The sequence below is a fragment of the Ruegeria sp. CF3 genome, from assembly GCF_056537365.1.
On sequence record NZ_JBQFRK010000007.1, the window covers coordinates 138492 to 151822 of the forward strand.

General features: G+C 56.2%; 15 protein-coding genes. 14 read left to right on the plus strand and 1 reads right to left on the minus strand.

What is annotated here, in order from left to right:
• Positions 1 to 2 precede the first annotated feature (2 nt).
• The 13 genes from ACR0KC_RS19645 (at position 3) to ACR0KC_RS19705 (ending at position 9365) form a co-directional block, all read left to right on the plus strand.
• The gene (locus tag ACR0KC_RS19645) at positions 3 to 1259 is read left to right on the plus strand and encodes a nitrous oxide reductase family maturation protein NosD (RefSeq protein ID WP_170466503.1); all 1257 of its coding nucleotides are present in this window, start codon (positions 3 to 5) and stop codon (positions 1257 to 1259) included.
• On the plus strand, positions 1249 to 2142 hold the full coding sequence (locus ACR0KC_RS19650; protein ID WP_170398101.1) for an ABC transporter ATP-binding protein: 894 nt from the start codon (positions 1249 to 1251) through the stop codon (positions 2140 to 2142). Before ACR0KC_RS19645 ends, ACR0KC_RS19650 begins: the two co-directional genes overlap by 11 nt.
• The gene (locus ACR0KC_RS19655; protein WP_170408066.1) at positions 2139 to 2960 is read left to right on the plus strand and encodes an ABC transporter permease; all 822 of its coding nucleotides are present in this window, start codon (positions 2139 to 2141) and stop codon (positions 2958 to 2960) included. Before ACR0KC_RS19650 ends, ACR0KC_RS19655 begins: the two co-directional genes overlap by 4 nt.
• Positions 2957 to 3472, plus strand: coding sequence for a nitrous oxide reductase accessory protein NosL (locus ACR0KC_RS19660; protein ID WP_480772157.1), 516 nt, complete (start codon positions 2957 to 2959; stop codon positions 3470 to 3472). Before ACR0KC_RS19655 ends, ACR0KC_RS19660 begins: the two co-directional genes overlap by 4 nt.
• Positions 3469 to 4365 (plus strand): FAD:protein FMN transferase, encoded by an 897-nt coding sequence (locus ACR0KC_RS19665; protein ID WP_480707456.1) that lies wholly within the window; start codon positions 3469 to 3471, stop codon positions 4363 to 4365. The genes ACR0KC_RS19660 and ACR0KC_RS19665 overlap by 4 nt, the downstream gene beginning before the upstream one ends.
• A gap of 184 nt (positions 4366 to 4549) precedes the next feature.
• Complete coding sequence (locus tag ACR0KC_RS19670) at positions 4550 to 5740, plus strand: tyrosine-type recombinase/integrase (protein WP_480772158.1); 1191 nt, start codon at positions 4550 to 4552, stop codon at positions 5738 to 5740.
• Entirely contained in the window at positions 5737 to 6297 is a 561-nt protein-coding gene (locus tag ACR0KC_RS19675) for a hypothetical protein (RefSeq protein ID WP_480772159.1), read from the plus strand. Before ACR0KC_RS19670 ends, ACR0KC_RS19675 begins: the two co-directional genes overlap by 4 nt.
• 121 nt (positions 6298 to 6418) lie before the next feature.
• Entirely contained in the window at positions 6419 to 6592 is a 174-nt protein-coding gene (locus ACR0KC_RS19680) for a helix-turn-helix domain-containing protein (protein ID WP_170635398.1), read from the plus strand.
• Positions 6593 to 6693: 101 nt separating this feature from the next.
• Positions 6694 to 7071, plus strand: coding sequence for a hypothetical protein (locus ACR0KC_RS19685; RefSeq protein ID WP_480772160.1), 378 nt, complete (start codon positions 6694 to 6696; stop codon positions 7069 to 7071).
• A 100-nt stretch (positions 7072 to 7171) separates the two neighbouring features.
• Complete coding sequence (locus tag ACR0KC_RS19690; RefSeq protein ID WP_170635400.1) at positions 7172 to 7384, plus strand: transcriptional coactivator p15/PC4 family protein; 213 nt, start codon at positions 7172 to 7174, stop codon at positions 7382 to 7384.
• Complete coding sequence (locus ACR0KC_RS19695) at positions 7384 to 7908, plus strand: GntR family transcriptional regulator (RefSeq protein ID WP_170635401.1); 525 nt, start codon at positions 7384 to 7386, stop codon at positions 7906 to 7908. Before ACR0KC_RS19690 ends, ACR0KC_RS19695 begins: the two co-directional genes overlap by 1 nt.
• A gap of 150 nt (positions 7909 to 8058) precedes the next feature.
• A complete protein-coding gene (locus ACR0KC_RS19700) occupies positions 8059 to 8739 on the plus strand; it encodes a hypothetical protein (protein WP_480772161.1) in 681 nt (226 codons plus the stop codon).
• A gap of 389 nt (positions 8740 to 9128) precedes the next feature.
• Positions 9129 to 9365: a hypothetical protein gene (locus tag ACR0KC_RS19705; protein WP_480772162.1), complete on the plus strand. Its 237-nt coding sequence runs from the start codon at positions 9129 to 9131 to the stop codon at positions 9363 to 9365.
• 693 nt (positions 9366 to 10058) lie between these two features.
• Here ACR0KC_RS19705 and ACR0KC_RS19710 read toward each other — a convergent pair.
• Complete coding sequence (locus ACR0KC_RS19710; RefSeq protein WP_480791459.1) at positions 10059 to 11738, minus strand: BCCT family transporter; 1680 nt, start codon at positions 11736 to 11738, stop codon at positions 10059 to 10061.
• Between the two features lie 548 nt (positions 11739 to 12286).
• Between ACR0KC_RS19710 and ACR0KC_RS19715 the strand changes: the two genes are divergently transcribed.
• Positions 12287 to 12979: an SOS response-associated peptidase gene (locus ACR0KC_RS19715; protein WP_170648270.1), complete on the plus strand. Its 693-nt coding sequence runs from the start codon at positions 12287 to 12289 to the stop codon at positions 12977 to 12979.
• Positions 12980 to 13331 lie beyond the last annotated feature (352 nt).

Genomic DNA, 13331 nt, shown 5'->3' on the forward strand with positions numbered 1-13331 from the left:
CCATGCGTTGGTCCCTGCTCATACCGCTCCTGCTCGGCTCGCCCCTTTGGGCGGCGGATTGGGATGTGCCCAACCGGGCAGGGGCCATCAACGAGATACTGGCGCAGGCGGCGGATGGGGACACCCTCCGCCTGAGCCCCGGCGTTTATGCCGAACGACTGGTACTGGACCGGCCCATCACAATTGATGGGCTGGGACAGGCCACCATCGACGGCCAAGGCCAAGGCAGCGTCATCACCGTGACCGGGCCGGGCGTGACTGTGCGCGGACTGACGGTGATCGGCTCAGGCTCGGACCATGACGGGATCGATAGCGGTATCCAGCTGACCAAAACGGCCCATGCGCCGGTGGTTGAGGATAACGTGCTGCTGGGCAATCTCTATGGCGTCGATATTCACGGTGCCAAGGACAGCATCGTGCGCCGCAACCGGATCGAAGGGCGGCAAGACCAGCGCATGAACGAGCGTGGCAATGGCGTCTATGTCTGGAACGCGCCGGGTGCGGTGGTTGAGGACAACGATATTCGCTATGGCCGCGACGGAATCTTTGTAAACTCGTCGAAGAAGAACACCTTCACCGGCAACCTGTTTCGCGATCTGCGTTTTGCCGTGCATTACATGTATGCCGACAATTCGGTGGTCAGCGACAACGTCTCGATCGGCAATGATCTGGGCTACGCGGTGATGTTCACGACCAATGTGACCGTGGCCAATAACGTCTCGATCGGCGACCGCGAACATGGCGTCATGCTGAACTACGCCAACAAAAGCACCATCACCGGAAACGTTGTGAAAGGTGCGAAAGAGAAATGCACCTTCCTCTATAACTCGAACAAGAACGAGTTCACTGATAACTGGTTTGAGGGGTGCGGCATCGGAATCCACTTTACCGCTGGCAGCGAGCGCAACCGCATCGTTGGCAATTCATTCATCGGAAACCGGACGCAGGTGAAATATGTCTCGACCAAATGGGTCGAGTGGTCCGAAGACGGACGCGGCAACTACTGGTCCGATTTCGCCGCTTATGATGTGGATGGCAACGGCATTGCCGATGCCCCCTATCGCCCCAATGACAGTATGGACCATGTGCTGTGGACCCAACCCTCAGCCAAATTGTTGCTCGGCTCCCCTGCCGTGCAACTGGTGCGCTGGTCGCAATCGGCCTTCCCGGCGTTGTTGCCGGGGGGCGTGATGGACAGCAACCCATTGATGCAAGCCCCTGAACCCCCAGCTATGAAAAAGGTGCCTCATGACGGATAAGGCCCTGTCAATCGACCATGTTCTCAAGGACCGAGGGAAAACCCGCGTTCTTGACGATATCACCCTCTCTCTTGCCCCCGGTCAGCGCGTTGCGCTGCTGGGCCATAACGGCGCGGGCAAGTCGACGCTGATCAAATCCATCCTCGGCCTGACGCCGATCCATGGCGGAGCCATTCGGATCGGAGATGCCACCCCCGGCAGCGCGCAGGCGCGTCGCGAGACGGCCTATCTGCCCGAAGCGGTGTCGTTTCATCCCGCTTTGACAGGGCGCGAGCAGTTGACCCTGTTTGCGCAGCTTTCAGGCGCAAAGGCCGACGTGCTTGGCCTGTTGGAGCGCGTTGGTCTCAGCGACGCATTGGACCGCCGGATCGGTACCTATTCCAAAGGCATGCGGCAACGTCTGGGTCTGGCGCAGGTGCTGTTGGGTCAACCGAAAGTGGCTTTGCTGGATGAGCCGACAAGCGGGCTGGACCCGATCTCGCGGCAGGACCTTTATGCCATCATCGACGAGCTGGCTGCCCAAGGCACAGCCGTTCTAATTGCCAGCCATGCGCTGACTGAGGTCGAGGCCCGTACTGATCGCATCGCCATCATGCGCAAGGGCCGGATGGTCGCTGATGACACGCTGAACAATCTGTCGGCTCTGGCCGGTCTGCCGATCCGCCTGAAGGTGCGCGCCAGTGCCAATCCTGATGTGCTGGCCGCCGAACTGGGTGGCAACCGGATCAATGGGGCATCCGTTGAATTGCTCTGCGCACCCGAAGACAAGATGGAGGCGCTGCGCCGGATCGCCGGATTGGGCGACGCTGTGGCGGATGTGGAAATGACCCCGCCCAAGCTGGAAGACCTCTATCGCCACTACGCACAGGAGGATTTGCAATGACCCGCTTCCTCGCCATCACCCGCACAGAAATGCTGATCCTGCGTCGCAACCGCTGGCTGCTGGTCGCAACACTGATCATGGTTCTGTTCGCCTTGGCGCTGACCTTTGCAGGCAGCGCACCAACGGGCACTTTAGGCGTCGACATGCTGACCGTTTCGGTGGCCTCGATGACCACGCTGTCGGTCTATCTTGCGCCGCTGCTGGCGCTGATGATCGCCTTTGACGCCATCGCCGGCGACGTGGATCGCGGCAGCCTGTCGCTGCTGCTGTCCTACCCGGCGGGGCGCGGAGAAATCCTGCTCGGCAAGTTCACCGCCCATCTGGCCGCGCTGGCCTTTGCCATGACCATCGGTTTCGGCACCGCTGGCGCAGTGGCCGCCTTCTTTGGCGGCGCGGGTCCGGAAAGCCTGATGGCTCTGGTCCGCCTGATCCTCACATCTATCCTGCTGGGCGCTGTCTTTCTGGCGCTTGGATACTTGCTGTCCGCCCTGGCAAAGGGGGCCACGGCGGCGGCAGGTTTGTCGGCCGGGCTCTGGCTGGTTTTTGTCGTCCTCTATGATCTGGGCCTGTTGGGGGCCGTCGTCATGGACAAGGGCGGCACCTTCACCCAATCCGTCTTTCCGTGGGTGATGGTGGCCAACCCGGCCGACGCATTCCGTTTGTGGAACATCGCCGCAACCGAGGGCGTCGCGATAGCCTCGGGCATGACCGGGGCGGCGCAGGCCCTGCCGGTCTGGGCCGCGCCCGCCTCGCTGCTGATCTGGCCGGTGCTGGGCTTTGCCCTTGCGCGTCTCGCATTTCGGAGAGTTGAGCCATGAGATACCTAGCCCTGATCGCTCTGGTCGCGTTGACGGCCTGCAAAGAAGAGGTGGCCGAGGCCCCCGACCCGGTTGATCTCACCCCGGATGCGCTGAGTTATTTCTGCCAGATGAACATCGCGGAACATGGCGGGCCCAAAGGGCAGATCCATCTGGAAGGCTATCCCGCGCCTTTGTTCTTTGCGCAGGTGCGCGACATGCTGGCCTATCTGAAAAGCCCCGAACGTGACGCCAAGATCACGGCCGCCTATGTCAGTGACATGAGCGTCGCGCCCAGCTGGCGGCAACCGGGGATTTCCAACTGGATCGCAGCCGATGGCGCGACCTTTGTCGTTGGCGCCGATGTGGCCGGCGGCATGGGTGCGCGCGAAGTCGTGCCCTTTGGCGACCCCGCCGCGGCAGTGGCGTTCATTGCCGAATATGGCGGCGCCGCCCTGCCACTGTCTGATATTCCCGATGCCGAAGTGCTGGGCCCCGTCGATTTGAACCTCGCGCTGGAGACGCCCGCATGACCCTTCTGACCCGCCGCCGTTTCCTGGCCATCTCAGCCGCCTGCGCCGCCGTACCCGCCGCTGCTGGCAACGTCGCCCAATGGCGCGGTATTGCGCTGGGCGCACCCGCCAGCCTGAGGCTGGAAGGCTCGACGGACGCACAGGCCGCGCCGATCTTTGCTGCGGTCGAGGCAGAGCTGAATCGGCTGGAGGATATATTCAGCCTCTACCGGACGCACTCGCAGATCAGTCAGCTTAACCGGATCGGCCACCTGGTCACCCCGGCGCCTGAGCTGCTGGAGGTGCTGAGCCTGTGTTCCACGCTTCACGACGCTTCGGGCGGGGTGTTTGATCCGACGATCCAGCCCCTGTGGCTAGCGCTCGCGAGTGGCGCGGCGGGGTCGCAAGTGGAACGTGCGCGCCAGACGATTGGTTGGGACAAGGTTCACGTAAGCGCCGGTGAGATCCGCCTGCCGCATCCCGGACGCTCGGCGATTACCCTGAACGGGATTGCTCAAGGTGCGATCACTGACCGGATTGCCGCTTTGATGCGATCCTTCGATCTGCGCGATGTGCTGGTGGATATGGGCGAGGTCGCCACCCTTGGCCAGCGGAGCAATGGCGAGCCGTGGCGCGTCGGGCTGGCCAAGCCCGACGGTGCTGTCGCTAAACGGATCACACTGCAGGACCGCGCCGTCGCAACCTCGGCCCCCGAAGGCACCATGCTGCAGGGCGATCAGGGGCATATCCTGAACCCGAAAGGGTTGGGTGCGCCCTATCAGGCTGTATCAATCTCAGCCTCGCAGGCAGCATTGGCAGACGGGCTCTCAACCGCCCTATGCCTGACCCCGCGTGCCAAAGCAAACGCGCTGATATCGCGTTTTCCGGGCGCGCGTGTCGAGATGAGTATCTGAGCGCGGGTAAAGCTTGTCGTAAGGGGATGGTGCCTCAAGAGGGCATCTAATCCTTGTTTCAGGGTGTTTCACCATGCTCCAGATTTTCACTGAGTGATTGTTTTTCAGTGATTTAACTGCACCACCGTGTTCCACTATGCCCCACCGTATACTATATATAGAGGGTGGATAGAGAGGTGGATGGGTGTCACGTCCTTTGAATAAGCTCAGCGCATCAACGCTAAAAGCGGTTCCGCCGGGGAAATACTCCGACGGTGGCGGTCTGTGGTTCCATCGACGTGAGGACGGCGGAGCCCAGTGGTTCTTGCGTGTCACTGTACACGGTCGCAGGCGTGAGATGGGTTTGGGCTCCTTTCCTGAGGTGTCGCTCAAAGAAGTGCGTCAGGTAGCCGAGAACTGGCGGGCTGTTGCGCGAAAAGGCACTGACCCAATCAAAGAGCGCGAGCGCCTCAAGCGTGAGGAGGCCAGCAAACTTCACCTTTTGAAGGACGTTGCAGAGGATGCGTTTGAGAGCCGTAAGGCAGAGCTGAAGGGTGAAGGGAAAGCGGGTCGCTGGTATTCACCACTCGAGCTGCATGTATTGCCGAAGCTGGGCAAAGTACCTGTCGTGGAATTGGATCAGAAAGATATCCGGGACACGCTGGCACCTATCTGGCACGACAAAGCAGACACCGCGCGAAAGGCAATGAACCGGCTGTCTATCGTGATGCGTCACGCTGCAGCTCTTGGGCTAGATATTGACCTGCAGGCTACGGATAAAGCAAAGGCCCTATTGGGCAAACAACGGCATAAGCCGCAAAACATCCCTGCGATGCCTTGGAAGGATGTTCCAGCCTTCTATCAAAGCTTAGATGGCGGTACGACGACCGAACTTGCGTTGCGCCTGCTGATACTCACTGCAGTGCGGTCCTATCCCTTGCGCAACCTGCATCTAGACCAGATTGACGGCGATGTTTGGACAATACCTGCGGAGGCAATGAAAGGGCGCAGGGATGCGACTGAAGATTTCCGGATACCTCTATCGACAGCAGCCATGGCGGTCATCGAAAAGGCCAAACCAATGGCGCGGGACGGCTTGTTGTTTCCCGGCGTTCGGCGCGGAGTTATATCGGACATGACCATGGGTTCGTTCATGAAACGACGTGAACTGGTTGAGCGTCCGCATGGGTTCAGGTCGTCGTTTCGGGATTGGGTGGCTGAAACCCAGAATGTGCCATTTGAGGTTGCCGAAACTTGTCTGGGTCATGTCGTGGGTGGCTCTGTAGAGCGGTCGTACAAGCGTACCGACTTCCTGGAGCAGCGACGCGCGTTGATGGAGAAGTGGTCAAGATTCATCATCCAACGAGATACGAAAATCGTGAGGCTAGCTGAATGAAATCAATAGAATCCGAAGATGACTTTCTCGAAGCTCTCAGCGCAAGAGCAAGGCAACTTGCCGATAGCGCGAGCAACGGTAAACTTCCTAAGTCATATGCTAGTCTCGAGATTCTTACCTCAATTTTCTCAGCATTTGAGGGTGGCATTAACAAAGAAAAGATTGCTGCTTGTTATCCCGTCGCTGTCTGGAGAGAGGATAGAGTTGAAGTTCCTAGAGCGCTGCTAAGGTCGATTGTTCTGTGCTGGATGGAATATGTTGACGCGGAAACGAGCCTCACCTTAGGAGAGGCCTTTGGACTTGAAGGTGGGGGATCAGGTAAGCGACCTACAAAGGCACTTCAGCATAAGTTGGACCGCAACCGGCGATTATCGAACCTTGCTATTGTGGACTACATCTCTTCACGAATGGATGGGACACCTATCAGCCAGGATGCTGCATTTCAGGCAGTCGCTGAGTCTGAGGGTGTAAGCTATGAGACGGTAAAAAAGGCCTATCGAAAACACTCTCCTGAGACGCTAAAGAAGTTGGAACAAACTGGGGTAAAAATCTCCTGAGTTTTTTACCCAAGCAATTGATTTTAAGTCAATTTAACCGAAGGTACTGTGAGTGCACCACGGCTCTCCGGTGCGCACAGTGGTTTAGAAAGGGCCGCGCACCCCATCCTAGGGGATGCAAATGAAATATCTTTCGTTTCGCGAACTGCAGGAGAAACTGGGCGGTCGAGGCCGTACCACCATTTACCGCGACGTTGAGAATGGTCGTCTTCCGAAGCCTGTAAAGCTCGGGTCTCGATTGTATTGGAATGAGGCCGATATCGACGCTGCAATCGAGAAACAGGTTGCTGCCTAAAAGAAACCCCCACCCGAGGCACGGGCGGAGGCGAATTCTTTTAGGTGGTACTGAGAGAATAGCCGAAAGCCCGATGTCTTTCAACAAAAGAAGGACAATAGATGGTTACCTTCGAGCAAAACCAAACAATCAAAACCGAACTCCCGCCTGCAAACGCACTGCGCGTATATCGCTGGGCCGACCTTCCCAACCTGACGCTTCTGGCTCTTTACCGGGTCACTGATCCGGGTCAGGAACCACGCGAAATCTATGCATCCAAGCACAAACGCCAAGTCCTTGAGGGGCTGATGCGGTCGCCTCTCTACGCGGCGAGCTACTGCCGACTGTCGGATCAGGTTCTACCCCTGCGCCGCGATGACGGCGTGAACCTCGAATGCAAGATGTACCGAGGCGATGCAGACACCGGACGCCAGAAGTACGGCATCTACTTCCTCGTCCGCAAAGTTGAGCTGATCCAGGCGAGCGAGGTTGCGGCATGAGAACCGTTGACCTCCAGATCCGTACAATTCGCCGCAAGCATGGCCTTTCCGAAGCCGCAGCACGTGTCGTTGCCGCCTTGTACTACGGAGGGCGTCGTTCATGAGTGTTGTCATTCAGAAAAATGCTCAGGAGGAAATCCACGTTTCACGTGAGGAATACATGGGCCACGACGTTATTAACCTGCGCGTCTGGTATCTCGCGAAAGACGGGGAAAAACACCCGACCAAGAAGGGGGTGGCGTTCAGCGCCACCCTTCTCCCTGACGTTCAGACAGCACTGGCAAAACTGGTAGACCAGAATGGTGGTTCTTGATGGGGCGTGACAAGAAAAATGAGCGCCGGAGTGAGCATTGGACAAAGCTAATTCGCAACATGATGGAGGAGCCCGCTTGGCGGGCCCTCTCGACAACTGCGCAAGCATTGTATCCGTGGCTAAGGCTGGAATGGCGTGGAGTTGATAACAATAACAACGGCAAGATTTGCTTGAGCGTCAGACAAGCCGCTGAACGTTTAGGGGTGTCGTATAACACAGCTGCCAAGGGGTTCCGAGAGTTACAGGCAAAAGGATTCATTGCCGTCACCCGCCCGCCAAAACTAGGCACCAGCGGAGTCGCATCTTCGCCGCGATTCGAACTGACCGAAATTTCATTGCCGACCGCACAAGGTGAGTCTGGCCGCAGATTGTACAAACAGTGGTCAAAAGGCTCAGATTTCCCGGTCGTAAAAGCCCCTGTTCACAACCCAACTGGCAAAGGCGGAAAAACAAAACCCTGTCTTAAAAACTGCGACGAGACCGTCGTAAATTTTGCGACGAGAAAAACGGAGGCGACGCAATAAATGCGACGGGCCGTATCAATAATTGCGACGAAATCACCCGATTTCGGCAAGGCCCCCGTCGCAATATTTAAGACATCCTTAATCTACCAGGGGGTCTGGGGGAAACGGACACCTTTTGCACCAACTATCCAGCACAACGAGGCATGAGCAATGAAGAGCGAGAGCAAACAGAAAACGCATACCAAGAATGAACCCGCTTTGAACGACACGAGTTCGACAGGAACGGATCTGGAAGTCGGCAAGAGAGAAGCAACTGAAGCAGAGTTGGACGTCATCAACGCTGTGCGTGCCGACAAGCGAGCTCAAGTCAGAGCACCGAACTTGAACTTGGACTTTGATGAAGAAACGAGAGAAGTCTTTGTCGAGCACGAGGGCTTAGACGGTATGTCGGGCGCCGCTATGACAATGCATGAGCTAGGGACTTCTGACCTTCGCTTCTATGAAGGCATCATGAACCACATCATCCCGCTTGGGGATGGGGACAAAACCGTGTCGGCCCCTGCTTCGAATTTTGTCCTGTCTGTTGTCGCAGATGTTCAGCCAAAGGACCAAATCGAAGCGATGCTGGCGGTTCAAATGGGAACAATCCACCAAGCCACAATGGTAATGGCGCGGCGCTTGAATCATTCAAAGCATATCCCGCAACAAGATGCAGCCGAACGCGCACTCAACAAACTGGCTCGAACTTTCACAAGCCAAGTCGAGACGTTAAAGCGGTATCGCTCCAAAGCGGATCAAACTGTTCGGGTAGAGCGTGTTGAAGTGAAAGAAGGTGGCCAAGCCATTGTTGGTGACGTTCACCACGGGGGGCGGGGCAATGAAAAAAAGTGACTCCAACCCCATGGAAAGGGCACACGCAGCCCCACGATGCACGGCTACATCTAAGCGCACCGGCCTTCCTTGCAAAAACCCTGCGGTGAAAGGTTGGTCAGTTTGCCGAATGCACGGTGCCGGCGGTGGTCACGGTCCTGGCAAGGCCAATCCGGCCTACAAGCACGGTATGTACACCAGAGCGGCTCAGGAGATGAGGAAAAACATCAACGAGCATGTGCGTCTGGCTCGTGAACTGGATCGACTGCTAGATGGACGCTGATAGAACGCACGGGATTTGTGCACACAGAAAGTTGGCGACTTCGCAGAAGCACTTGGCAGAAATTCGCAATCATTATTCTCCAGACGACACCAAATGACCTGAGCGTAACTTGTCTAGGAGATTTTATATGAATGACCGTTTACCTGAAGGTGCATTGTATCCAGCGAGCATCCTTACGGATTGCTTCAAATCGAATGTCGGCGACCATCCATGGGTTCAGGCCAATCCCGAAGTCGCCTTAGCGGTTGAACGCGCGGTTTTGGCAATGGAAGCGGCGTGCGGGGCAATTCGGGAAAAGCAATCCAATGGCGCAGTGGGCGAAGACCTAAGTCGGCATCAAGCAAAATGGCGCCTTCAAATATAGCGACCCAACTGTGGCAAGGATGCTGACGTGACCGCGGGGAATGGTGCGACGCGCCAAACTCGTACCCCCTCATTGAAATCGCTAATCCCATCACGACGCGCCGCACCTGCTTGTTATCGGTGTAGCGTGTTTGAATTGTGTCTGAGATAAGAAAATAAGGGGTCTACGGGAATCCCCCAATTTCGGACAAGGCGCTAACGGGGTAGATTGGGTTTAACGGAACAACACTACCACTCCGGATACCCCCTCAAGAGAGAGGGGCTGGCTAAGACCCCCTCATCCAGCCCCTCACCACCTTCACTCTCAATCATTTGTGAGACGGTGGGTTCTTCCCCTACTCCCGAACCGGGAGGCCTGCACAGTATAGCACAAAGCCCGTCATATTCAGCCCGCTATAAATGGGGGGGGTCGGCAGGTCTATTGTCGGCAAATTTCGAGTTCTGCCCTATCACGTCGACTTAGTCGGATGTCGGCTTCGAGCCCGACTTTGACCGACGCTGCTAGATGCCCCAATGACAGCAATGCGCAGCAAGCCGACTTTGCAAAGTTCAACCAAAGACGTGTTTCCGGTAATGTTCAAGCAGTCAATATGCGGCGCTAAAACCCGCACTTTTGATAGATTTCTGTTTCGGCTGCCATCATATTTGTGACCCCGGGTTTTTCATCCCAGGGTCACATTTATATACGCGAGTACTATTCGGCTGGCATCGTTGATGTTTCTGGATCAATAGTTGATGCAACACCGGCGGCTTCGCGACGTCCGTCGTTCCAGATCGCTTTGATCAACGCGATGCACATCAGCGCCATGACAATAGAAAACGGCAAGGCGCCGATTACCATAGCGGTCTGAATGGCCCCGGTTCCGCCCGAGATTAGAAGACCGCCAACCACCAATGCCAACGCTGCACCCCAGAACATGATGTGCGGACGTGCCTTAGGCCCTTCGTCTCCAGCTGCGTTGATCGTATTCACGATTAACACGGCCGAGTCAGCCGAAGTGACAAGGAAGGTCATAAGCAAAATCACGATCACAACCGCCATGGCCCAAGCCAGGAACTCGGCTATGGGCGCAAGCATGTAGGTGGTCATGGCAAAGATCTTGTCTCCATTGGCGGCATCAAGGATCACACCATTTGCGCCGCCGTTCAGTTCGAGGTCGATAGCGGTGCCGCCGGCCCATGCAAACCAGACAAAGCACATCAGCGACGGTACGATCATCGCACCCAGCACGAACTCACGGATGGACCGCCCCCGCGAGATGCGCGCCAAGAACAATCCGACGAAAGGTGCAAACGCGATCCACCAGGCCCAATAAAACACCGGCCACCAGCCCTGCCATTGTGCCAGCAGGAAAGATTCAGACCCTTCGACGCCATCCGAGGCGTAAACGTTGAAGCTGAGCCAGGGCAGCGCGACCAGATAGTCCCAGATGCCGACAAAAAAGGCCTTGGCACCGAAGAATGTCGCTCCGAACAGGATGAAGAAACCCAACAGGAAGATCGACAACGCCATGTTGATGTTCGACAGCCACTTAATGCCTTTGCCAACACCGGACAGAGCCGACAATGTCGAGGCCCCCATGATCACCAACAAGGCAACGATGATGCCCAAAGTGGTGGCTGAACCGTCCGCATTAGCCAATCCGCCGATGCCGATACGTGTCAGGCCCGCGACGAACTGCTCTACACCAAATCCAAGTGTCTGCGCCACGCCAAGGATCGTCGCAACAACGGCAACAATATCGATCAGGTGACCAAGGTTGCCCGAAAGCGCCTTACCGAAGAGCGGCGTCAGGGACGAGCGGATCGTCAGCGGGAGCCCGCGGCGATAGCTGAAGAACGCCAGTGCCAGTCCAGCAATCGCATAGCACGCCCATGCACCCAGACCCCAGTGCAGGTAGGACCAGACATAAGCGGTGCGCACGTTGTCTGCATCAAGGGCAGTTGTGACACCCTGAATTACCGATGGGTTGTTCTTGAAATGGGCCACGGGCTCCGCAACGGCCCAGGTCAACATTCCAACACCGATACCAGCACCGAACATCATCGAAAACCATGAGAAATTCGAGAATTCCGGCTTTTCGCCATCGACACCCAGGTTCAGACGACCGGCGGATGGCCAGATGGCCGATCCGATACAGACGATCACAAACCCGGTGACAACCCAGATGTACCACGCGGCAAACTGAGCCAGAATGGCTGCGTTCCAGTCACCGAGAATCCTGCCGGCCTGGGTTGGCCAAACGATGCACCAGACAACCAGCAGACTAATGATGATCTTACTGATCACCGTCACGTTTACGCTGAACCCCCGATAAAAACCGTTATCAGCGGTCTTAATCGGAAGTTCTGAAAGAGGTGGCTTTATCGCCATAATTAACTTCTCCCTGTTTTTTTGATTTTCGGCAGTACGGTCTGCATGTTTTAACCCGACGCCGATATTCCCAAGAAACCAATGAGACCAACGATGCACACACGTTGCTTCGCCAATCTCACTGGGTCCGGGGAGTTAGGATATTCCGAAATACTCGGCACATAAGGTGCCAACGTATGCACGTGACTTTCGTTAATCGGATGGTTTTCCGCGTCTATGGCTGCGGCTCAGTTTGATCATCAATGGCTCCCGTGTGTCTCAAACAGGGCTGCATTTGCGCCCATTGGCACAGTTTTTGGTATATATTTTGTCTCTTTTGCAGTAGCTGAGTAATTATGGATGACATTAGCAGAATTAATGCCAACTCAAGTCGAAACCTCGTGGCGCTTTAAGTATTCGAAATGGTAGCGAATGTCGGCTACGGGCTGACTACGGTCCTTTGGAGAAAAAATGCGGATGGCCGCAAAGTCTGCAGAGCTGCCGTTAGCCTCGTCGCCAAGCATCAAAAAGTTCACCAAACGTTCCCCCTGTTTTGTTAAGCTCACCGAATGTGCGGACGACTCGGCAGACCCGAAATGACATGGGCAGAGCTTTATGCTCTGCAGAACTGGATCGTGAACGGCGTTCCTATCCCAACTGAGCGCGATCCAAACGCCAAAGACCTGTCCATGAGCTGGAACGTTAAGCCAACTCAGATGTTGGATATGGCGTTCATCCATGACGACCGACTTATTAGCTCTACGGCGCGCTGGTGGCTTGTACCGCACTGGTTCAAGGAAGACGTGAAGCAGTGGAAGCCCACCACTTTCAATGCAAAGATAGAAACGGCACATAAACTGGGTTCGTTCCGGGGCGCATGGAAAAGCAGCAGGTGCATTATCCCGGCCAGTTTCTACTATGAATGGACAGGCCCTAAGGGGGCCAAACAGCCTTGGGTTATCAAGACAGATACCAATGACCCCTGCATGTATTTTGCAGGCCTCTACTCGCGCCTCTCATCGGGTTTGAACACCTGTACAATCCTCACCCGCCCTGCGTTGCATCAAATCGAACACATACATGCACGGTCACCTGTAATTCTAACGAACGAGAACCTGGTGCCGTGGATGTCAGGTGAGATTGACCATGACGAAGCGCAGAACTTGGGCACGGAATGGGATGGACGGATGCGCTATCACAAGGTCGCGCCGATTGGCCGCGATGATGACGGACCGGAGTTAATCGACGTTATCGACGCATAATGGCCACGCGTAGTAGATCCCCAAAGAAAGCAGCGGATGAGAAGTACTTTCCAATTAGAGTGCGGATTCAAGTTCCCGAAGAAGGGTTCGGCTACAAGCTTGGTGAGATACATTGCTGGCTAAATACTCATGCCGGACGGGGACGCTGGGGTTGGAATGCTGACAAAGTGCTTTCTCGCGGCGCTCGGGATGCGGTGTCTTTCTATCTTTTGGATGCGCGATTAATTGCGCCGTTCATTGAGGCGTTCGGCCTGGAACTTGCGCGAGGTGAAGCGAACCTATGCGGTGAAGGATCGTTCAAGCACACAAATTCCGTTGAGCTGATAACCCCGGCATAAAGGCGTCCTGTGTG

What these genes read in the sequence shown, in the direction of transcription:
- ACR0KC_RS19665 (WP_480707456.1), top strand. Translation starts at nt 3,469, where the DNA reads ATGACCCTTCTGACCCGCCGCCGTTTCCTGGCCATCTCAGCCGCCTGC.
- ACR0KC_RS19645 (WP_170466503.1), top strand. Translation starts at nt 3, where the DNA reads ATGCGTTGGTCCCTGCTCATACCGCTCCTGCTCGGCTCGCCCCTTTGG.
- ACR0KC_RS19690 (WP_170635400.1), top strand. Translation starts at nt 7,172, where the DNA reads ATGAGTGTTGTCATTCAGAAAAATGCTCAGGAGGAAATCCACGTTTCA.
- ACR0KC_RS19655 (WP_170408066.1), top strand. Translation starts at nt 2,139, where the DNA reads ATGACCCGCTTCCTCGCCATCACCCGCACAGAAATGCTGATCCTGCGT.
- ACR0KC_RS19715 (WP_170648270.1), top strand. Translation starts at nt 12,287, where the DNA reads ATGTGCGGACGACTCGGCAGACCCGAAATGACATGGGCAGAGCTTTAT.
- ACR0KC_RS19660 (WP_480772157.1), top strand. Translation starts at nt 2,957, where the DNA reads ATGAGATACCTAGCCCTGATCGCTCTGGTCGCGTTGACGGCCTGCAAA.
- ACR0KC_RS19705 (WP_480772162.1), top strand. Translation starts at nt 9,129, where the DNA reads ATGAATGACCGTTTACCTGAAGGTGCATTGTATCCAGCGAGCATCCTT.
- ACR0KC_RS19650 (WP_170398101.1), top strand. Translation starts at nt 1,249, where the DNA reads ATGACGGATAAGGCCCTGTCAATCGACCATGTTCTCAAGGACCGAGGG.
- ACR0KC_RS19675 (WP_480772159.1), top strand. Translation starts at nt 5,737, where the DNA reads ATGAAATCAATAGAATCCGAAGATGACTTTCTCGAAGCTCTCAGCGCA.
- ACR0KC_RS19695 (WP_170635401.1), top strand. Translation starts at nt 7,384, where the DNA reads ATGGGGCGTGACAAGAAAAATGAGCGCCGGAGTGAGCATTGGACAAAG.
- ACR0KC_RS19710 (WP_480791459.1), bottom strand. Translation starts at nt 11,738, where the DNA reads ATGGCGATAAAGCCACCTCTTTCAGAACTTCCGATTAAGACCGCTGAT.
- ACR0KC_RS19685 (WP_480772160.1), top strand. Translation starts at nt 6,694, where the DNA reads ATGGTTACCTTCGAGCAAAACCAAACAATCAAAACCGAACTCCCGCCT.
- ACR0KC_RS19680 (WP_170635398.1), top strand. Translation starts at nt 6,419, where the DNA reads ATGAAATATCTTTCGTTTCGCGAACTGCAGGAGAAACTGGGCGGTCGA.
- ACR0KC_RS19700 (WP_480772161.1), top strand. Translation starts at nt 8,059, where the DNA reads ATGAAGAGCGAGAGCAAACAGAAAACGCATACCAAGAATGAACCCGCT.